General features: G+C 54.2%; 20 protein-coding genes and 1 riboswitch. Of the genes, 5 read left to right on the top strand and 15 right to left on the bottom strand.

Annotated features, from left to right (window positions below):
* Positions 1-184: 184 nt before the first annotated feature.
* The 10 genes from KB236_08450 to KB236_08495 all read right to left on the bottom strand — a co-directional run bounded on the left by KB236_08450 (position 185) and on the right by KB236_08495 (position 7,780).
* Entirely contained in the window at positions 185-586 is a 402-nt protein-coding gene (locus KB236_08450; protein UIF28570.1) for a hypothetical protein, read from the bottom strand.
* A 14-nt stretch (positions 587-600) separates the two neighbouring features.
* Positions 601-909 carry a hypothetical protein gene (locus KB236_08455; protein UIF28571.1) on the bottom strand — a complete coding sequence of 103 codons (309 nt, stop codon included), beginning with the start codon at positions 907-909 and terminating at the stop codon, positions 601-603.
* Complete coding sequence (locus tag KB236_08460; GenBank protein UIF28572.1) at positions 902-2,200, bottom strand: Y-family DNA polymerase; 1,299 nt, start codon at positions 2,198-2,200, stop codon at positions 902-904. Before KB236_08460 ends, KB236_08455 begins: the two co-directional genes overlap by 8 nt.
* A 528-nt stretch (positions 2,201-2,728) precedes the next feature.
* Positions 2,729-3,379 carry a thiamine phosphate synthase gene (gene thiE / locus KB236_08465; protein UIF28573.1) on the bottom strand — a complete coding sequence of 217 codons (651 nt, stop codon included), beginning with the start codon at positions 3,377-3,379 and terminating at the stop codon, positions 2,729-2,731.
* Positions 3,379-4,194, bottom strand: a complete 816-nt coding sequence (thiD, locus tag KB236_08470; protein UIF28574.1) for a bifunctional hydroxymethylpyrimidine kinase/phosphomethylpyrimidine kinase — start codon at positions 4,192-4,194, stop codon at positions 3,379-3,381. The genes thiE and thiD overlap by 1 nt, the downstream gene beginning before the upstream one ends.
* A 16-nt stretch (positions 4,195-4,210) precedes the next feature.
* Complete coding sequence (gene thiM, locus KB236_08475) at positions 4,211-4,999, bottom strand: hydroxyethylthiazole kinase (GenBank protein UIF28575.1); 789 nt, start codon at positions 4,997-4,999, stop codon at positions 4,211-4,213.
* Positions 5,000-5,089: 90 nt separating this feature from the next.
* A complete protein-coding gene (locus tag KB236_08480; protein ID UIF28576.1) occupies positions 5,090-5,284 on the bottom strand; it encodes a hypothetical protein in 195 nt (64 codons plus the stop codon).
* A 75-nt stretch (positions 5,285-5,359) separates the two neighbouring features.
* Positions 5,360-5,465, bottom strand: a riboswitch (TPP riboswitch).
* Between the two features lie 47 nt (positions 5,466-5,512).
* Positions 5,513-6,349 carry an SDR family NAD(P)-dependent oxidoreductase gene (locus KB236_08485; protein ID UIF28577.1) on the bottom strand — a complete coding sequence of 279 codons (837 nt, stop codon included), beginning with the start codon at positions 6,347-6,349 and terminating at the stop codon, positions 5,513-5,515.
* Positions 6,350-6,362: 13 nt separating this feature from the next.
* Positions 6,363-7,130, bottom strand: coding sequence for an iron export ABC transporter permease subunit FetB (fetB, locus tag KB236_08490; protein UIF28578.1), 768 nt, complete (start codon positions 7,128-7,130; stop codon positions 6,363-6,365).
* Positions 7,127-7,780, bottom strand: coding sequence for an ATP-binding cassette domain-containing protein (locus KB236_08495; GenBank protein UIF28579.1), 654 nt, complete (start codon positions 7,778-7,780; stop codon positions 7,127-7,129). The genes fetB and KB236_08495 overlap by 4 nt, the downstream gene beginning before the upstream one ends.
* A 258-nt stretch (positions 7,781-8,038) precedes the next feature.
* On the opposite strand from KB236_08495, the gene rlmD reads away from it, so the two are divergent.
* The 3 genes from rlmD (at position 8,039) to KB236_08510 (ending at position 11,646) form a co-directional block, all read left to right on the top strand.
* Complete coding sequence (gene rlmD / locus KB236_08500) at positions 8,039-9,538, top strand: 23S rRNA (uracil(1939)-C(5))-methyltransferase RlmD (protein UIF28580.1); 1,500 nt, start codon at positions 8,039-8,041, stop codon at positions 9,536-9,538.
* Positions 9,539-9,648: 110 nt separating this feature from the next.
* Complete coding sequence (locus tag KB236_08505; GenBank protein ID UIF28581.1) at positions 9,649-10,104, top strand: hypothetical protein; 456 nt, start codon at positions 9,649-9,651, stop codon at positions 10,102-10,104.
* Between the two features lie 684 nt (positions 10,105-10,788).
* On the top strand, positions 10,789-11,646 hold the full coding sequence (locus KB236_08510; protein UIF28582.1) for a DUF368 domain-containing protein: 858 nt from the start codon (positions 10,789-10,791) through the stop codon (positions 11,644-11,646).
* A gap of 577 nt (positions 11,647-12,223) precedes the next feature.
* Here the strand turns inward: KB236_08510 and KB236_08515 are convergent.
* The 5 genes from KB236_08515 to KB236_08535 all read right to left on the bottom strand — a co-directional run bounded on the left by KB236_08515 (position 12,224) and on the right by KB236_08535 (position 16,725).
* The gene (locus KB236_08515) at positions 12,224-13,117 is read right to left on the bottom strand and encodes an IS3 family transposase (protein ID UIF28583.1); all 894 of its coding nucleotides are present in this window, start codon (positions 13,115-13,117) and stop codon (positions 12,224-12,226) included.
* Entirely contained in the window at positions 13,114-13,791 is a 678-nt protein-coding gene (locus tag KB236_08520) for a transposase (protein ID UIF28584.1), read from the bottom strand. The genes KB236_08515 and KB236_08520 overlap by 4 nt, the downstream gene beginning before the upstream one ends.
* A gap of 208 nt (positions 13,792-13,999) precedes the next feature.
* Positions 14,000-15,517, bottom strand: coding sequence for a glycerol kinase GlpK (gene glpK, locus KB236_08525; protein UIF28585.1), 1,518 nt, complete (start codon positions 15,515-15,517; stop codon positions 14,000-14,002).
* A gap of 146 nt (positions 15,518-15,663) precedes the next feature.
* Positions 15,664-16,311, bottom strand: coding sequence for an endonuclease III (locus tag KB236_08530; protein UIF28586.1), 648 nt, complete (start codon positions 16,309-16,311; stop codon positions 15,664-15,666).
* Positions 16,312-16,479: 168 nt separating this feature from the next.
* Positions 16,480-16,725, bottom strand: a complete 246-nt coding sequence (locus tag KB236_08535) for a hypothetical protein (protein ID UIF30331.1) — start codon at positions 16,723-16,725, stop codon at positions 16,480-16,482.
* 287 nt (positions 16,726-17,012) lie between these two features.
* Between KB236_08535 and KB236_08540 the strand changes: the two genes are divergently transcribed.
* Together KB236_08540 and KB236_08545 are read left to right on the top strand one after the other, a co-directional pair.
* Positions 17,013-17,747: a gamma-glutamyl-gamma-aminobutyrate hydrolase family protein gene (locus KB236_08540; GenBank protein ID UIF28587.1), complete on the top strand. Its 735-nt coding sequence runs from the start codon at positions 17,013-17,015 to the stop codon at positions 17,745-17,747.
* 69 nt (positions 17,748-17,816) lie between these two features.
* Positions 17,817-18,473, top strand: coding sequence for a hypothetical protein (locus tag KB236_08545; protein UIF28588.1), 657 nt, complete (start codon positions 17,817-17,819; stop codon positions 18,471-18,473).
* Positions 18,474-18,582: the final 109 nt, after the last annotated feature.

Raw genomic sequence — 18,582 nt, forward strand, 5'->3', positions numbered from 1 at the left:
ACACGTTGGGGTACAAATGGTCCTCAGATTAACCAGCATCTGGGGGCCATTTTTCACTGCCTATCATACCTGAAAGCGCTTAGAATTGCGACCCTTATGCCCGCAATCCATTAAGCTGATTAACCAACAGCCTATCTCAACCATTAGTCAAAAGCGGCGGGTCTCGCTGTCCCCGCCGCTAGGTCTATTCATTATTTTTTTCGGCCGCTACGCCCGTCAGACACCGAATCTCCGTCAATTGGAGTTGACGATACTGGTCGTTCGCCAAGCGCACCACAATCTGGTCATCCGCGACCCCGGCAATGACGCCGTCGAGGGTCGCGATGCTCTGGTCATCATCCACGCTATTTAACTGCAAGTGCACGGGCCGCCCCGCACGCCAGGCCGCCGCTAATTGCCGACTCAACACCGGCAAGGCTTCCTGAGCATGGGCACGCTCAACCCGTTCTGCGGCGTGCATTTTCGCCAGGGCGCTGGTGTGATCGGACAGGTAAAACCCGCCCCACTTCAACATGCCACGGTCGCGATAATCACGGCGCAAGAACTCGGCAGCTAACCGATCATCGGGTGTCTGATGGAGAATCATGGGTCGTCACTTCCTTAACGAATCCAACGCTGGCTCACCGGCCATCGGACCCGCCCGAAATTCACGAAACGCAGGGACAACTGCGTCTGTTGCTGGAGCTCTCGAATCACCTGTTCCAAGACCGCCAAGTCGGTTGTCCGTAACGTATGCAGGGGGATCGAGCGTTCCCGATGATGCTGCCGTTGAATGTCCATAAAAAAATTAAAGGTCTGGCCGTACTGGTCGTTAACGACATCAATCCGGTACTGGCAGTGCCACTGCGTCGTGAACAGCTTGGCTAGCCGGGCATCAATCAAATCCGCTTCTTTTTTGGGCTCAATCAAAACTATTCCCCCCATTATGGCCACCGACCAGCGCTGCCCGCCGCAACATGGTACCGCCGGGCATGAGACTGCTGGCCGGAATCACCGCGGTCTTGCCGAACTTATCCCGGAGCTCGTCAATCACTCGGTCGAACCGTTCATCCTTAATCTGACGGTGGGGGTCCTGAAACATATCGAGTTGTAGGCCCCGACTCGCGTTTAGCCGCGACAGACCCACACTGATATTGCGAACGGCCTGCCCTGCCCAATGCTGGCGAAACAGCCGTAGGAGGGTGGCCACAATGGTCTGCGCGTTGTCGGTCGGTTCAATCCGACAGCTATGGTGAAAGCCACTCCGGCCGTCGTCCGCCTCATCCGCGCGGGCAAAGCCAATACCCAGACTGACGCACCCCGCCTGTTGATGGTGATGGCGCATCCTTGAAGTGGTCTGCTGACCAATCTCACGAATCACCAGCTCAATCTCCTGTTGGATTCGGTAATCACGGGGCAGTACCTGCGAATTACTCCAGCTCTTCTCCTTGGCCGGTCGCAGCTGATGGAGTTGACTACGGTCGATGCCCCACGCCAGCGCAAAGAGTTGAGCGCCAATTGCGCCCATCTCCGCACGCAATTCGTACGGATTCACCATCGCCAAGTCACGCATGCTGTGAATGCCCAGCCGCTGCAAATGAGCCGCCGTGCGATGACCAATGCTCCAGATACTATCCAGCTTGGTGATCGGCCAGATTTTTTGCGGAAAGGTCTCATAGGTTAGCCGGCCAATCAATTCATGGTCGTGTTTGGCCTGCAGATCCAGCGCCAACTTGGCCTGAACGGGATTCTCACCAATTCCCACGGTCGTGTACAACCCCATCTCACGGCGAATCCGCAACTGAATTCGGCGGGCGACTTGCTCGGGCGTCTGGCCGAAGAGGCGCCAGGACTTGGTCATATCCAGGATGGATTCATCGATCGAGTACGGAAACAGGTCGTTATCGGCCACGTACTCCCGGAAAATTTTATTGATCTTCAGATTCTCCTGAATATATAAGTTCATGCGCGGTGGTACGACCAAGATACGGGGGTCATCGGGCACTTCGTACTGGCGCGACACGTTACTGATGCCGAAGAGCTTCTTCGCCATGGGGGATGCGGCTAAGACTAGGCCACTGCCCGTGTTGTTCGCCTCCGACATCACCACAATCACCGAGCGCAACGGGTTGAGCCCCCTGGCCGCACTCTCCACGCTGGCGTAGAAGGACTTATTATCAATCATAAAAAACAAGCCATGCGGTTCATTGTGATAATCCATGTCCGTTCCCCCTCACTTGTTGTTTTTATTATACGAACATCTGTTCGGAAACGCAAGCTTAATTTTAAAAATTGTGTCGCGAAAAAGATCACGCTTCATCCGGGCTTTAGCCGGTATACAACGTAGACCATTTAAGCGCAAAATTAAGTCATTCAGTAAACTAGTTCACCGAACAAAGTGGCGATTCACTTAGGTTCTCGCTTCCTGACGTGCCCGTTTTATAAAAAATTAAATTTCAGCATTTAGGTAGCTTTTCTTGATTATCCGTGATACTATGTACTTGTGAAGTTAGCCCTAGTCAACTAGCTTCCTCAACTTTAAATGCAGGATCAAGTTTACCGTCACTTAAACGCGGTAAAACTGGTCCTGTTTTTTGTATAATTGATATTTTTCAAGACTGTTACAGTGTTAATTAATTGTTACAAACCGATAGTCAATCATTTTATCAACCGATAGACTAAAAAGGAGCAGTCACTGACCGGATGCTCTCCGGTTCAATTGACCACTCCTTTAGCTTATTTTATCTAATTAGGCGAAGGCTGTCCGCATGGCCAACGTATCGGCCTGCGGGTCCTGACTCCGCGTCAACAGGGTGATGACAGCCACCCCGGCCGCGCCCGTCGCCGCAATGGCCGGCAACGACGCCACCGTCACGCCCCCAATCGCCACGATGGGAACGTTGGCTTGGGCGACTAACGCCTGCAGACCCGCCACGCCCATCACCGGATCGGCGTCGTCCTTGGACGTCGTCGGGTAGATTGGCCCGCTACCAATGTAGGAAATGCCCGCGATCTGGTTGGCCTGGGCGACCTGTTCCGGCGTATTACAGGACAAGCCCACGAACATCTGCCGGCCGTCCACCGTTTGGAGTACCTTGGTAATCCGCTCGTCGCTTTGTCCCACGTGAATGCCATCCGCGTGTAGCGCCAGCGCCAAGTCAACGTCATCGTCTACGATGAAGGGCACACTCGCCGCGCGGCACTGTTCCCGCAAGTCGCGGCCTAGCGCTAGCCGCTGGTCGGGTGTCAGGGTACTAGCCCCTTTATCCCTGAATTGAAACGCGGTGATGCCGGCCTTTAGCATGGTCGCCAACACCTCACGCAAATCTTGACCGGGAACGTCTTGGCTCCCCGCCACAAAGTAGGCCCGTAAGAGTCCGGGCTCAAAAGTTACTGACATTATTCAGCGCCTCCTTGGCCAAACGCCCAATGATTCAAGGGTCCGTGGCCGTTTCCAACTGCAATGGGATTGGCAATGGCCGCCGTCACGTAGTCCTTGCCAATGCGAATGGCCGACTCGAAGTCTTGGCCCTTCGCCAATTCCGCCGTGATGCACGACGACAGCGTGTCCCCGGTGCCGTGCGTCCGCACCGTATCCACACGCGGTGCCGTCAACCAAAATGATCGGCCGTCGGCGAGCAACACGAAGTCGCGGGCTTCCTTCGGCGTGGTCTCGTGACCGCCTTTGATAATGACGTTCTTAGCGCCCAGGTCCTGCAAGACCACTGCGGCCGCCTCCATCGCCTGCTCGTCTTCAATTTTCACGCCGGTCAAGCGCTCAGCCTCCGGTAAATTCGGCGTCAACACGTCGGCCAACGGTACCAGTTCGTCACGCACCGTGGCTACGGCATCATCGGCCAGCAGTGCCGCGCCGCCCTTGGCAATCATCACCGGATCGACCGTCAAGGGGCCAAAGTCATAGCGCTTTAAATTCTCAACGACCCCGTGGACGTGCTCGGCATCCGCCAACATCCCCGTCTTGCAGGCCCGAATCTTCAGGTCGGCCGCCAGTGAGGCGAACTGTTCATCAACTAATTTCTGTGGTAAGGCCATGAAGTCCTGAACCCCCAGCGTATTCTGCGCCGTCACCGCGACCACCACGGCCGTTCCAAAGACGTTACGCTCCTGCATCGTCTTCAGGTCGGCCATGACGCCGGCGCCACCTCCGCTATCGGTTCCCGCTATCGTTAACGTCTGTGGAAATTCATTTGCCATCCTACATACATCCCTTCTACTGATAAGCCGCGATTGCCTCAATCTGGGCAGTCGTGGTTACTTGTAACCCGTCCAATAATTGGACGATGAAACTACCGGCCCCGAGGTTCGGGGTGGCCTGCGCGACCCGTTGACCGATCGCCGCGAAGACCAGGCAGGCCGTCTGGGCGGCTTCGAAATAGTCGTCATCCACGGCACAAAAGGCGGCCACGATACTCGACAACATGTCGCCGGACCCCACGTGAATCTGGAAGAGCGGCGTGCCGTTTAGAACCTTCACGACCCGCGTGCCATCGGTAATGATGTCGGTCGGCCCGGATAAAATGACGACACACTTTAATTTCTGCGCGCAGGCCTGTGCAATCGCCACGAGATCGCCGGACCCCTCACCGGCATCGATTCCCTTGGCCTGCCAGTCCACGTCGGCCAATGCCGCAATCTCACCGGCATTTCCCCGGATCACATCGGGTTGGAAATGCGTCAACAGGTTCACCGCCACGTGCTTGCGGTACGTTACCGCCCCCACGGCCACGGGATCAATCACCAATGGCTTGTGGTGCTGGTTAGCCAGCTCGCCAACCTTCCGAATCTGCTCGACCTGCGGCTGGGTGAACGCGCCCAAGTTCAGGCAAACGGCGCTGGCGAGGCCAACCATTTCATCGGCTTCGGTGACCTCTTCGGACATAATCGGTGAGGCGCCTAGCGCGTTCAGGCCGTTGGCAACGTCTTGGACCGTAACGAAGTTGGAGATGTTGAAGACGATTGGGTTCTGCTGGCGTAAGGTGTCTAACAAGTCTAATTTCATAATTTTCCCCCTTAGGAATCTGACTGGCAACTCTTCTACTGCAGGTACTGGGTTTGTGGTGGATAGCTGCCGCCTTGCCGTTCGCCAAATCTAGGCTGGAACGCTGGGGAAGAACCGGAGCGAGCCTGAGAACCGGTCTCGTTCCTCGCTTGGAACCGCCACAACCCGGCGTTTCCAAGACGTCAATACTTCCGACAGACTACGCAGAAGTCGCCAACTTAGCTGAATCAACCCATCCTTGCCAAACAGCACGGCACAGCCACTTCCACCCAACACCCACTCCATCCACTAGACGTGTCCCCCAATCGACCCTACTAAAAATGGGCCGCCCGCTCACAAGGTTTGTGAACCGGCGGCCCTTAAAGTGCCACGACACATTCCCTTCGCAAGTTCCAACTTGACAGGTTCCAAGGGATCACGGGCATTCCCGCATCTCAGTCCATTGTGGACACCCCTAGTGTTCTGGTTATTTCCAGCATAACAGGTTTTTCAATTACGTCAACGATTCTCGTGTTACCGTGTTATCTGTTCAGCCGCTTTACCAATCAACCGCCACAGGTGATCGAGGGCCTTGTCCGATAACAGCTTCCGGGCCAATAAGATTTCGTTGCCGGCCCCCGCCGTGTAACGGGTCTTCGGCCGCCGCGACAACGCCGCACGGTCGACGAGGCGGGCGATGACTTGGGGTTCGCTGGCGAAACGCTTGGCCGCCGTTAAGATGGCCGCTGCCCGGCGCGCGCCTTGTTCGTAAGGCCCCTGTGCGGAGGTTTCTTTCAGATGTGCCGCCGCAATATCCGACCATTCGGATTGGATACCACCCGGTTCAATCACAGCGACCTGAATCCCCTGGTCGGCCAGTTCAAAGCGCAGGGCATCCGATAGCCCCTCCAGCGCAAATTTTGATGCGACGTACCACCCACCAAAGGGCTGGTCCACCTTGCCATCGACCGAAGAGATATTGATAATCCGGCCGGCGTGCTGTTGGCGCATCATCGGTAGCACCGACTGAATCAGCCGGGCCACGCCAAAGACGTTAACGTCAAACTGGTTTTGTGCCTGATCTAGGGGCACCTCTTCGACGGCTCCCAGTAGACCGAAGCCGGCATTGTTGACCAGAATATCGATGCGCCCCGTCTCACTCACAATCCGATCGACCACGTGCTCCACGCTATCGGGGTCGGTGACGTCCAGGGCCAACGTGGTAATCCCCAAGTCGTCCAAATCATTCATCCGGCTAACCCGACGCGCACCCGCGTAGACCGTGACGCCGTTTCGCTGTAAATTCCGTGCAATCGCATTGCCAATGCCCGATGATGCTCCCGTAACCAACGCAACTTTTCGATGTGCCATACCCAATTACCTCCTAATTTGACGGACCAACTAACTGCTTACGTTCATTATAAAACTCGCGGTACGCCCAGTAACAGGCCAAGACCGACCCAATGCTGGTGGCCGAGGTCAACATGAACACGACCATAATCTGATACTTAATCGCCCGTACCGGGTCGACGCCGGCAAAGATCAACCCGGACATCATCCCCGGCAGACTGACAATTCCCATCGTCTTGGCCGAGTCGATGGTGGGCTGCATCCCCGTCTTGATACTGGCGCGGACGATTTCTCGCGAGGCATCCTTGAGGTCAGCCCCCAGCGCCAATTTTTCCAAAACGGCCTGTCGTTCCTGCTTGAACTGCGCGTTAAGATTGCGGTAGCACAGGCCGATGGCAACCATCGAGTTCGACGCAATCATCCCGGCGATGGGAATCATCTGCGACGGGATAAAGGCGATGGCCCCAGCCAGCATCAGGACGCCCAGCGTCACGGCCGTGCTGATCAGAATCGCCCCGACAGAGATCGGCAAGGCGTGGGGAATCCCGTTACTGCGCTGCTTGGCGTTATAGCCGGCATTGAAAATAATGATGAAGATTAGCGTGGCCGTCAGCCAAACGTTGTTGACGCGAAAGATGTATTTCAACAGGTAGCCGACCACGAAGAGTTGGACGACCGCCCGTACCACGCCGATGATCATGTCCCGGTCGATGCCGAGCTTCTCGTGCCAGCCAATCGCCAGCGCAATCATCACCAACCCCAGCGCCAAGAGTAACGATTGATTATTGACTGCTAAGTTCATTGTGCACCTCCCGCAACAATTCTGCCATTAACTAGTGTGACCAATCGCTGAGCCGTCTCAATCTCCGCCTGATCATGGGTAATGGCGATGATGGTGAGACCATCGTCGACATTGAAATGCCGAATCAGCGACCAGACAAACGCCTTGTTCTCGGCGTCCAACCCGGCCGTCACCTCGTCTAAGATCAAGACTTCCGGATAAATCATGACATTGCGTAATAGGGCCACCCGCTGGCGCTGACCGCCGGAAAGATCGACCACCGCCTTGTCCAGGTCACTTTCCGCCAAGCCGACATAATCCAGTGCGCTCACCGCGCGTTGCCGGTCAAATGGCAACTGGCGAATCTGATAGGGGAACTGGAGATTGTCCCGCACCGTCTCGCCAAAGAGCGTGGGCTGCTGAAAACTATAGGAGACGCGGCGACGATAGGCGATCGGGTCGTAATCGTCGATAGATTTACCCGCAAACGTCAGCTCCCCACTGGTCCGGCTCAATAACGAGGCGATAATTCGGACCAACGTGGATTTACCGCCACCGGAAGGTCCAGAGAGCGTCACCCATTCACCCGCGTCAATCGTGAGGTCGATATCCTGTAAAATTGGGGTTGCGCCAACGCGATACCCCACCTGCTTCAACGTCAATAAACTCACGGTTAATGGCCTCCTTCTCGGCTGTTTTGTCTGTCGCTTGGGCGTTGTCGGCCACCGCCAATCAGCGTGCCGACCGCCAGCACCACATATAAATTGATTATACCCAACCGGCGTTGGCTTGCCTATGGAAACGGCTTCATTTTCCCGAAAAAAACCGCAAAACCCCGGCGACCGCTAAAGTTTGGTATAATGTTGACGACCGTAACTGTTCGGAAGAAATAATCAGTACACTCATGTCAACCTAAGTAGGAGAACTATATGCCAAATTATGAGTCAAAGAATCACCGCGGTTTTCACAACGACCGCAACGACCGGCGTCAACACGGCGCTGGCAATCACAACCGTTCCAACACCTACCGTTCGAACCGCCAACGCCGCGAGACGCCGCAGGTTCAAGTCGAGATCGGCCAACGGTTTCCCCTGACGATCAAACGCATGGGGATTAACGGCGAAGGTATCGGCTATTACAAACGGATGGCCGTCTTCATCCCCGGCGCACTGACCGGCGAAGAGGTCGTCGCCGAGGTGACTAGCGTCGCCACCCGCTACCTGCGCGCCAAGGTTCACCGGATTCGTCAGACCAGCCCGCACCGGGTCGACCCCCGCGATAGCTACGCCGATCAAGTCGGTGGCTTCGAGCTGGAACACCTCGACTATCCGGAACAATTGAAGTTCAAACGCGATGTGGTCGCCCAATCTCTGGAACGCTACCAACCAGAGGGCTACCAGCACTACGACTTACGGCCCACGCTGGGGATGGACGACCCCTACGGTTACCGTAACAAGGCCCAGTTCCAAGTGCGGCGCAACGCCGAGGGACAGGTTGAGGCCGGTCTCTACGCCGAGCGCAGTCATGATTTAGTCGACCTGCCGACCTGTTCCGTTCAGATGCCGGTGACCATGCACGTCATGCGCGCCGTGGTCGCCATGCTCCAGGATCTCGACATGCCAATCTACGACGAAGAACAGGGCTCCGGGATCGTCAAGACGCTGGTCGTTCGCGCCGCCGCGCATACCGACGACGTCCAACTGGTCTTCATCACCAACTCGCCGAAGCTTCCGCACAAGCACGACCTGTTAACGCGGATCGCCGCCGAGCTGCCGGAAGTCACCTCGGTCATGCAAAATATCAACCCGGGCAAGACATCGCTGGTCTGGGGCGACGATACCCAGCACCTAGCTGGCGCGGAAGCCATTACCGAAAAGCTAGACGGTTTGGCCTTCAAGCTATCGGCGCGGGCCTTCTTGCAGTTGAACCCGTACCAGATGGAGGTCCTCTACGCCGAAGCCAAGAAGGCGCTAGACCTACAACCTGGTGAAACCGTGGTCGACGCCTACTCTGGCATTGGTACGATTGGCCTATCGCTGGCCAATGTGGCCGAAGAGGTTCGGGGCATGGACGTGATTCCCGAAGCCGTGGCCGATTCAAACGAAAACGCCGCCGCAAACGGCATCACCAACGCCCACTACGAACTGGGGACGGCCGAAGAGCTCCTGCCCAAGTGGATCATGGCCGGTTTCCATCCGGATGCCATCGTGGTCGATCCACCCCGCACCGGTCTGGACAGCACGTTAATTGAGACCATTTTAGCGGTCCGCCCGCCAAAATTGGTCTACATCTCCTGCAACCCGTCAACTTTGGCGAAGGACTTGGTTGAGCTGACCCACGACTATCGCGTCGACTACATCCAATCCGTGGATATGATGCCGCAAACCGCCCGGTGTGAAGCGGTCGTTAAGTTAAGTCGCCGTCAATAAGCCCCCCTCACGGCCGGACTATCAATAGATTAATAGGCACACACGTCTTTTCGTGTTAGACTTTTATTTAACGTAACCACTCAGAATTCTGTAGAAAGTTGCCAAATGACATGCAAGATCCTTTCAAGGGCTTTAACAACGATGATGATCCAGATAACCAAAATGGTGACGGCCCTCAAGGTCTGCCGTTACCGCCAAACTACGCAACCGTTGTTAATCCGGAGACGGGAAATATGCGTATCGCCAAGGTCGGCTTTTCTTGGACCATGTTCATCTTTCCACCGTTCCCTACGATGTTTCGCGCAGACTGGTACAACCTGTTCTGTATCTTAGGGGTCGAACTCAGCATCATGATGGTGCTGTCGATGATGGTGCCCGTCAATCAGCTCGCGCAGTTCTTCGCTGTCGGCGGTTGGGAAATGTTGCGAGGCTTCCTCTGGGGAACCCTCTACAACATGATGTACTTCAAGCACCTGTTCACCCGCGGCTTCGTGCCGGCAGACGAACGGTCCAAAGACTTGTTGACTCGCGCGCGTTACTGGTCACAACCTAAAGATAACGATTAAAGCTTAGGCAGACGTTCTTCACGGACGCCTGCCTTTTTTGGTGGTTGGTTCGATTGATTGATTGCTGACGAGGTCAGTTGGTCCTGGCCGCCTTCCGTTCGCCGAATCTGGGCTGGAACGCTGGGGAAGGCCGTTTCGAGCCATGGGGCGGTCTCGAAACTCTCTTGGAACCACCAAGGACCGGCGTTTCCAATTCGCCCACTGGTGGCTGGTTAGCCAGCCACCAGTTCCCCGGCTGAGCCCAGATTCGGCTCACTCACGGCTAAACTGATTTCAACAATAACTCCTGTTCAACCACAACCACCAAATAGCCCTGAGACCAATGACATTCGCGAATAATTTGCCAACCTCGCAAAAACTGGGTCAACCTATCAAGTAGCCGAGAGTGAAGCGAGAAATGAGATCAGCCGTGGGATTCCCTTAGCGGTGGGGTTTGCCGGTTAGGGAATAGCGACTTGAAAACACGTGGGCTTCGTGGTTTCAAGCGAGTCCCGAGACTGCCCCTCAGGCTCGGGGCGTCCTGCCCACCGCGTTCCAACCCAGATTTGGTGAACGGTAAGGCGGCGGCACTAACTGATTGCAAATTAAGCCTTAAGTTCCCGCCGTTTAAGTTGCGTCCGGGATAGAGATTTGATACATTAGGACTACTAATCCGACTGTTAACTAACTGATAAGGAGTAACGTATGCAAACGACGCGATCCGATAGCGCCATCAAACGCTTCTTCAAGGGCGTCATCATTGCCCTGGGCTTCATTCTACCCGGGGTTTCCGGTGGTGTACTGGCTGCTATCCTGGGAATTTATGAACGGCTACTGGGCTTCATGGCCCACTTTCGCCAAAATTTTAAACGCGACTTCTGGTACTTTGTGCCGGTTGGACTCGGCGGCATCGTGGGTATTGCCCTGTTGTCGGCACCGCTGGAATACTTACTGGCCCACTGGCAGGTGATTGTCCTCTGGGGCTTTGCCGGCGCCATCGTCGGGACGCTTCCTGCCTTGATGGCCACGGCCAGCTCGCAACGACCTCGTGATGCGGTTGATTACGGCTGGTTTTTGGGCACCCTAATCATTAGCGGGGGTCTGCTCTATTTCATGAGCGACCTCTTTGGCACGCTACCGGCGAACTTCTGGGGCTTCATGGTCGCCGGCGGCTTAATCGCGCTGGGCGTATTGGTTCCGGGGTTAAGTCCGTCCAACTTACTGTTGATTCTGGGGCTTTTCACGCCCATGTTGACGGGCTTCAAGAACTTCGATTTGCTCGGCGTCTACCTGCCAATTGCCTTGGGAGGCGGTCTCGCCATGATCCTATTTTCCAAGGGGATGGACTACCTGATTCACCGGTTCCACTCGCGCGTCTACCACTTCATCTTGGGGATCGTGGTCGCCAGTACTGTGCTGATTCTAGTTCCCAACCCACACGCGACAGAAGGCATTTCCTACGCTGGGGCCACCGGAACGACTTTTCTCTTCAGCCTACTGGCGCTCCTCGTGGGGGTAGCATTGGGTTACTGGATGAATCGCTTGGAAGTCAAATATAAATAAACATAAGTGTACGACTGGAACCAAAACGCTTGTGTTTTAAATTTAGATAGCTAAGGTTGAAAGTTTGCGAACACGCTCCGATCACCAGCTGACAGGGGTGATCACCATTAAACGAGTCGTCAACGCCACCTGCGGCTGTCAGAGATTCCGGCGCTGTGGGGACCGCCTGCGGCCTGAGGAACGGTCCTCCGGCTCGGTTTGAAGCCTAGCAAAATTCGCCAGTCTCCAAACACGTCCCGCGCTGTAAGCTGACCCGGAACGTCAGCTAACACCGCTGCCACGGCTACCTTCATCTCTGACTACCTCCGGTTATGATGGTTGAAAACCACTAAACGTACGGTGATATCGCTGGAGTAACAACGTTCGGCCAGCTTAATTGGATACCCTCAGGTAGCCGTGAGTGAGTCAAATTTGGTCTCAGCCGTGGGATTTTCCAAGAGTTCTTCTTGGAAAATGGCGCCTTTGAGACGCGGGCTGACGGCTCAAAGCGAGGGGAAAGACCGCCCTTTGGCTTGTCCCGTCCTGTACTAGTCCCTGTCAAGTTGTCATTCGAAATAATATAAAATGGATATTTACTCTAAGCGGCTTCATTCCAGTATTCTACTGGGGTGAGGCCGTTTCTTTCTGGGGAACGATCCAAGTAATTAAAGTAGTGGATGCCTTCGTTTACCAGCTCCACAAACTCTCGATACGTTTTTGGCATTGGATGACGTTCCATCCAATGCGCTTTAAATTCATTCCACCAACGCTCCATTGGCGCGTTGTCGTAAGGTGTTCCTGGTCGGGACATACTGCGCATCACTTTATGTTCTGACAGAAAGTTATTGAAAGCTTTAGCGGTGTAAGCAGCTCCACGGTCCGTATGGATCAGTGGGTGTACATCGCCAGCCTGTTCAAAAGCCTGTTTAAAAACCTGGATCTCTGCCACAGCTGTTTCTGTAGTGCTCAAAAATGAGGCGATCAGTCTCCGGCCGCATAGATCTAAAACACCACTCAGTCGGATTTTGAATTGACCCTTTGGTCCGTAAGACAACTCAGTCGAATCCGCAAGCCAAACCTGGTTGGGACCGGCGACTTTAAAGTTACGATTCAAAACATTGTCCTGAATGTATTGTTCCTGTTCCTTGATACGTTGGCGCTTCTTAACCCGAATCTGACACTTGATATTCAAGTTACGCATAATTCGTTTAACACGCTTGATTGTTACCTTAAACGTCACCTGTTCATCATGCTGTAGATTGGACAAGATCTTGCCAGCTCCGATTGCTTGATGATGTTGATTGAACCAATAAGTGATTCGCTTTTCTAGAAGCCGCTCTTGAGTCTCCCACGGCGTTTCTTGCCGATGAAAAGACTTGTTATAAGCTTGCCGACTAACTCCGATATGCGTCAATAATGTCTTAATGGCGCCTCGCTTTCCTTGACTGACCTCACTGATTGCCTGATATGCCAGTCGATGTTGCTGATTCACCCCTTGTGCTGAATTTCTTGAAATTTTTTTACGAATTCTTTCAGTAATTCCATGTCGGCGACTTGACCTTCTAGTTGCTTAATCCGCAAATTGGCCTTATCTAAGTCGGTTAATTCTCGTTGTGGCTTACGGTGTCCGCGTCGATCCTCTAAGGCGTTGTAACCACCTTTCTTAGCTCTAAGCACCCACGAACGGGCTTGTTGGTAGGAGACGCTGTAATGTTCAGCTGCTTCGTTATATGAGTGGTTCTGCTTGGTAATGTACTCAACCACTTCAATACGCTCTGCCAGAGTAGTTTTTCGGCTCATCGTTGGGACCTGCTTTCTAGACGGGGTTGCCGTCACAGTTTTGTCCCTATTATACCTGGAAACCCAGTAATTTACCTGCGTAGCTGAGCGCAAACCATACTTCATTGCTACTTCTCGTTGTGAACCTTCGCCGTTCAAAAAAGCATACACGACTCTTAGCTTAAAGACCTCACTGTATCTGCGACAACCTTTAGATTCTTTAAGCCCATCAAAGCCATCTCGTTTGTACAACGCCCGCCACCGAATGACCGCCTCCTTGTCTGCCAAACCATGTTCTCTGGCAAAGCCAATATTAGTTTGACCTGATGCTTCAAACTCATTAATCAACTCCAGCTTCTCCACGGCACTATACTTGATCTTCGACATGTCATATTCCCTCCGTTGATTGTCAGATGAATTATATTATTTCATTTGACAACCCCAAAGGGATCATAACATCCCTACCCACAGCGATCCAGACCAAATTTGGCGAACGGTAAGGCGGACAACACGTGACTAGTATATTATGCGTTATCCTTGTCACACTAGGGATTTTAGCTGTTTTCTAACTTTCAGCCCTTAGTTACTTTAACAATTATTGATTATCTGGTTTAAATGCCCGAGTAGCCTTCACCGCCTGCTTCCAGCCGGCATACAGGCGTTCGCGCCGGTCCGGCAACATATTCGGTGTGAATAACCGCCCGGCACTGCGAATCTGTTTGACCTCTTCCAAGCTCTTCCAGTAACCCACGGCGAGGCCGGCCGTAATCGCCGCCCCCATGGCCGTGGTCTCCTCATCGGCCGCCCGCTGAACCGGTGTGTCAATGATATCGGCTTGGAACTGCATCAAGTAACGGTTCCGCGAGGCCCCACCATCGGCCATCAGCTCGGAAATAGCAATTCCCGTATCCTGCTTCATGGTGTGAAGGACGTCGCGCGTCTGGTACGCGATCGACTGCAGGGTCGCCTTTACAAAGTCGTTGCGGTTCGTTCCACGTGATAGGCCGAAGACCGCCCCCTTGGCATCGGGATCCCAGTACGGGGCCCCCAATCCGTTGAAGGCCGGCACCACATAGACTTCATCATCGTCGGTTGAGGCCATGGCGGCCTGGCGGGATTCCGGAACGTTGTCGATAATCTTCATGCTTTCGTGTAACCAGGCCAGCGCCGTGCCGGCCACCAGAATGGACCCTTCGAGCGCGTAGGTCACTTGCCCATTCATCTTATAGGCAATCGTGGTCAACAGGTTGTGTTCGGACGTCCGCGGCTCATCCCCCGTGTTCATCATGACGAAGGCCCCGTCCCCATACGTGTTCTTGACAGTTCCCGGCTCCAGCGCCAGTTGCCCCAGTAAGGCGGCGGATTGGTCCCCGATAATCCCAGCAATCGGCACCTCGACGCCGTAGAACTGGAAGTTTTGGGTGACGCCGTAGACCTCGGAACTAGACTTGACCTCAGGCAACATGGCGGCCGGAATGTTCAGCCAGTCCAGAATGTCCTGATCCCATTTCAGCTCGTGAATGTTAAATAACATGGTCCGGCTGGCGTTACTGTAGTCGGTCACGTGAATCTTACCGCCGGAGAGCTTCCAGGCTAGCCAGCTATCGACGGTTCCGAACAACAGGTCACCGTTCTCCGCGCGTTCCTGTGCGCCGGGCACGTGGTCTAAGATCCACCGTACCTTGGTGGCACTGAAGTAGGCGTCCAGCACCAGCCCCGTCTTGTCCTTGATGGCCTTGGTCCGGCCGTCCGCCACAAGCTTCTTGGCCAGACTGGCGGTTTGCTGACTTTGCCAGCCGATAGCGTGGTAAATCGGCTCGCCGGTCACCTTATCCCACACGATCGTGGTTTCCCGTTGGCTACTAATCCCAATGGCTTGAATGTTCTCTGGATGAATGGACGCATCGATCAAGGCGCTGGCGATCACTGACAAGACGCTGTTCCAGATCTCGTTAGCGTCGGACTCAACCCAGCCCGCGTGCGGATAATACTGGGGAACCTCCTTGTAACCTTCAATGACTTTGCGCCCGGAGCGATCAAAGATCAATGCCCGCGTACTACTGGTCCCTTGGTCAATCGCTAAGATGTAATCTTCCGGTTGTTTAAGTGCCATATGTATTTACTCCCTCCATAACTGCTTTCGAATCGGAAGCGGTTCCAATTTTCACTTCACTAATCATAGCACGACCCTAGTGAAAAACACCAGATTTTGTATCGGCCATGACGGTGTTTGATCATTTCTTAAGGTTTACGACGGGCTTAAACAGTTAACCGGTGCCCCGCCAAAAACGACTGGGCGAAATCGGCCTCGTCCTTGACCCGCTTGCCGAACTCGTCGATCAGCGCGTGAAATTCTTGATAATCGCTCAGACCGAAGTCTAACTGACCCATCACCTTTTTCTGAAAGGCGGGATAGGTCTTGGGCATGGTCGCCCCTAGCCAGGTGAAGAGCCGACGTGCGTAGGTATCGACCATGAAGGCGCCGTGATCCAGCGTGTACATCAAGATGTAGTCGGCCGTTTCGTTGCCAATGCCCGTGATACTCAGCAGGTCGGCCCGTAGACTGGCGCCATCCCGTCGCTTCAACGCTGCCAAATCATCGTCGGCCTCACCCAACCACTCGGCTAGGGCCAGAATCGCCGCACTCTTCCGCCGGTAAAACCCACTGCTACGAATCACCGGCATCAATGTTTCCGGCGTATAGGCCCGCAACTTTGCCGGCGTAAATCCCGTCTGCGCCTTGAGTTTGATGAGCGACGGTTCGACGTTACGCCAGTTGGTATTTTGCACCAGAATGGCGCCCAACATGATCTCTACCGGCGTCTCGGCCCATGGCGTTCCCGGTCGTAACCACGGTTGTGGCCCCATCTCCTTGGCCATCGTGCGATATAGTTCTTCTAGTGTCACGTGCGCTACCTCCTCGCGGATCATTGCAATCCTTTCTATTCTAACGAACCTGCCCAGTCGACACCAGCGCTGGGACTCAAAAAGAGCTTGGATGCACCACCCAAGCTCCCGCTAATTCTAAAAATTTGAAACGTGCAACGAACTACCATAACCGTGATGCGTTGACGCTTAAACCCGCTTGATGACCAGGCGAATGTCTGCATCGCCTTCGGGGTTCAGTTCTTCTTTGTAGTCGAAGTTAGCACTCTTGAAATACTTCTTGATTTCGTCGTTTAACTCCTCAACAGGCCGAACGTCCTTGTCTTGTCGTTGTAATAAAAGCGTGTATTCCTTTGAATCCTCATCGACGTTTTCAAAGCTGTAAAGAATCGCTTCGGAATTCAAAATTTCTTGAATCACTTGCCGTTCTGTCATCATGTTTACCTCGCTTTATTTTTTTGTCTACTATTCTATTGTAGGTTTATTCAAAAAAATTGTGAACTATTTTGTCAAAATATATTTCGTCAGACTTCCCAGCCGGCGGTCAAGGCGTCACCAGTCTCGTCCCACCGCTGACGGCCACCCCACCATTGAGGACAGCTTGGCTGGTAAATCGGCGTGACAATCCGCCACCATCATGGGTATACTAAGCAGTATCATGGTTGCTTATGCTCCGTGACGACGACCAGAATCTGTCGATTGAACTGAAAGGAAGCGACGCTATGCGCCCACGAATTGCACTCCCCGCCGACACGCTCGACGAAGCGACAAACATTATTAACGAACGAAACGCAGCCTTTGCGCCCCGCCCTGCCGTCGAAGCCATCGTTAAGGCGGGCGGACTCCCAATTATTCTCCCGAGCGTTGACCCTACCGACGTGGCAGACTACTTGCCGTTATTCGACGGTGTGGCCTTCCTCGGTGGTGCCGACGTCGACCCCACCTTTTTCAATGAGGAGCCCCACCTGCGCCTGGGAAAGACCTACCGCAAGCGCGACCTCTTCGAAGTGGAACTGCTCAAGCAGTCAGTCGCCAGCGGCAAAGCCATTCTGGGCATCTGCCGCGGCCTACAACTGATCAATGTGGGCTTGGGCGGCACACTCTATCAGGATCTGAGTGAAGATCCCGATGCTCAGATCAAGCACAGTCAGGCCGCCATGGGCAATCAGCCCAGCCACCACGTGACCGTGCGTCCCGGTAGCATGCTTAGTCCCCTGGTCGGCGAACGGCCGTACGTCAACTCGCGGCACCATCAGGCCGTTAAGGACGTGGCACCCAGTCTCCAGGTAACGGCAACCGCCGATGACCACGTGATTGAGGCCCTTGAGTCCCCGGACAGTGACCAGATTCTGGCCGTTCAGTGGCATCCCGAGAATATGTACAAGCACCACAGCGAGTCACGGCGGATCTTCGAGAACTTTGTCCAGCGCGCGGCCAAGCGAACGAAAACTTTGTGAAAATAACTTCCCATCGCGGCCAAATTAAACTACACTAGATAATGGACTGAAGAAAGCAGGTGACGATTAGTGGCAAAGATGAAAGATTTTGGACAACGCATGCGCTTTTTGGTGTTCTCCATTTTTCTGAACTCCGCCGCTAACGCCCTCACCATCTCCACCAACCTCGGGAGTGCTGTCTGGACCGGGTCGTCTGTAAACTTGTCGAATTGGATTCACGTCCCACTGGGTACGACCCTATTTGGTTACGGTATCGTGGTTACCATCATGAACCAATTGTTCTTAGGCCACTTTGACCGTAAACGCTTCGTATCCAACCTGCTCTACATCATCCCCTTCAGTTACTTGGTCGAATGGATCGGCTACTTCTGGAACTGGATTGGCGTGAACACGCTGAGTCTGACCGGTCGTGTCATCGTCGACATCATCGGCCTGTTCGGGGTGGCGGCCGCCGTGTCTATTTATCAGCGTTGCAATATCATTATGCATCCCAACGATGACTTGGCTTACATCTTACGGTTCCGCTTTCTAAGGGGCTCCGCCGTCGTTGCCCAGTGGGCCAGTTACATTCCACCGGTTACGATTATCGTGCTGTCCTACATTTTTACGGGGCAGCTCCACGCCATTGGATTCGGAACGGTGCTGGCGCTGGTGGCTCAAGGCGCCGTCATGGGTTGGTCGGATTATCACGTCTTCCCGCAGTTGAAACACCACGTGGATGTTTAAAATTTAAAAATATTTTGATCACGAAACGCGACTGATTTTTTAAATCGGCCGCGCTTTTTTCATCCGTCCATTTAGGCGTGGGCTAACTTTTTCGTCTTCCCCCTTAACC

Origin of the sequence: Levilactobacillus brevis, assembly GCA_021383565.1 — a bacterium.
Lineage (GTDB): Bacteria > Bacillota > Bacilli > Lactobacillales > Lactobacillaceae > Levilactobacillus > Levilactobacillus brevis_B.

What these genes read in the sequence shown, in the direction of transcription:
- KB236_08450 (UIF28570.1), bottom strand. Translation starts at nt 586, where the DNA reads ATGATTCTCCATCAGACACCCGATGATCGGTTAGCTGCCGAGTTCTTG.
- KB236_08460 (UIF28572.1), bottom strand. Translation starts at nt 2,200, where the DNA reads ATGGATTATCACAATGAACCGCATGGCTTGTTTTTTATGATTGATAAT.
- glpK (UIF28585.1), bottom strand. Translation starts at nt 15,517, where the DNA reads ATGGCACTTAAACAACCGGAAGATTACATCTTAGCGATTGACCAAGGG.
- KB236_08540 (UIF28587.1), top strand. Translation starts at nt 17,013, where the DNA reads ATGCGCCCACGAATTGCACTCCCCGCCGACACGCTCGACGAAGCGACA.
- KB236_08535 (UIF30331.1), bottom strand. Translation starts at nt 16,725, where the DNA reads ATGACAGAACGGCAAGTGATTCAAGAAATTTTGAATTCCGAAGCGATT.
- KB236_08485 (UIF28577.1), bottom strand. Translation starts at nt 6,349, where the DNA reads ATGGCACATCGAAAAGTTGCGTTGGTTACGGGAGCATCATCGGGCATT.
- KB236_08505 (UIF28581.1), top strand. Translation starts at nt 9,649, where the DNA reads ATGCAAGATCCTTTCAAGGGCTTTAACAACGATGATGATCCAGATAAC.
- KB236_08480 (UIF28576.1), bottom strand. Translation starts at nt 5,284, where the DNA reads ATGGAGTGGGTGTTGGGTGGAAGTGGCTGTGCCGTGCTGTTTGGCAAG.
- thiE (UIF28573.1), bottom strand. Translation starts at nt 3,379, where the DNA reads ATGTCAGTAACTTTTGAGCCCGGACTCTTACGGGCCTACTTTGTGGCG.
- KB236_08520 (UIF28584.1), bottom strand. Translation starts at nt 13,791, where the DNA reads ATGTCGAAGATCAAGTATAGTGCCGTGGAGAAGCTGGAGTTGATTAAT.
- thiD (UIF28574.1), bottom strand. Translation starts at nt 4,194, where the DNA reads ATGGCAAATGAATTTCCACAGACGTTAACGATAGCGGGAACCGATAGC.
- rlmD (UIF28580.1), top strand. Translation starts at nt 8,039, where the DNA reads ATGCCAAATTATGAGTCAAAGAATCACCGCGGTTTTCACAACGACCGC.
- KB236_08510 (UIF28582.1), top strand. Translation starts at nt 10,789, where the DNA reads ATGCAAACGACGCGATCCGATAGCGCCATCAAACGCTTCTTCAAGGGC.
- thiM (UIF28575.1), bottom strand. Translation starts at nt 4,999, where the DNA reads ATGAAATTAGACTTGTTAGACACCTTACGCCAGCAGAACCCAATCGTC.
- fetB (UIF28578.1), bottom strand. Translation starts at nt 7,130, where the DNA reads ATGAACTTAGCAGTCAATAATCAATCGTTACTCTTGGCGCTGGGGTTG.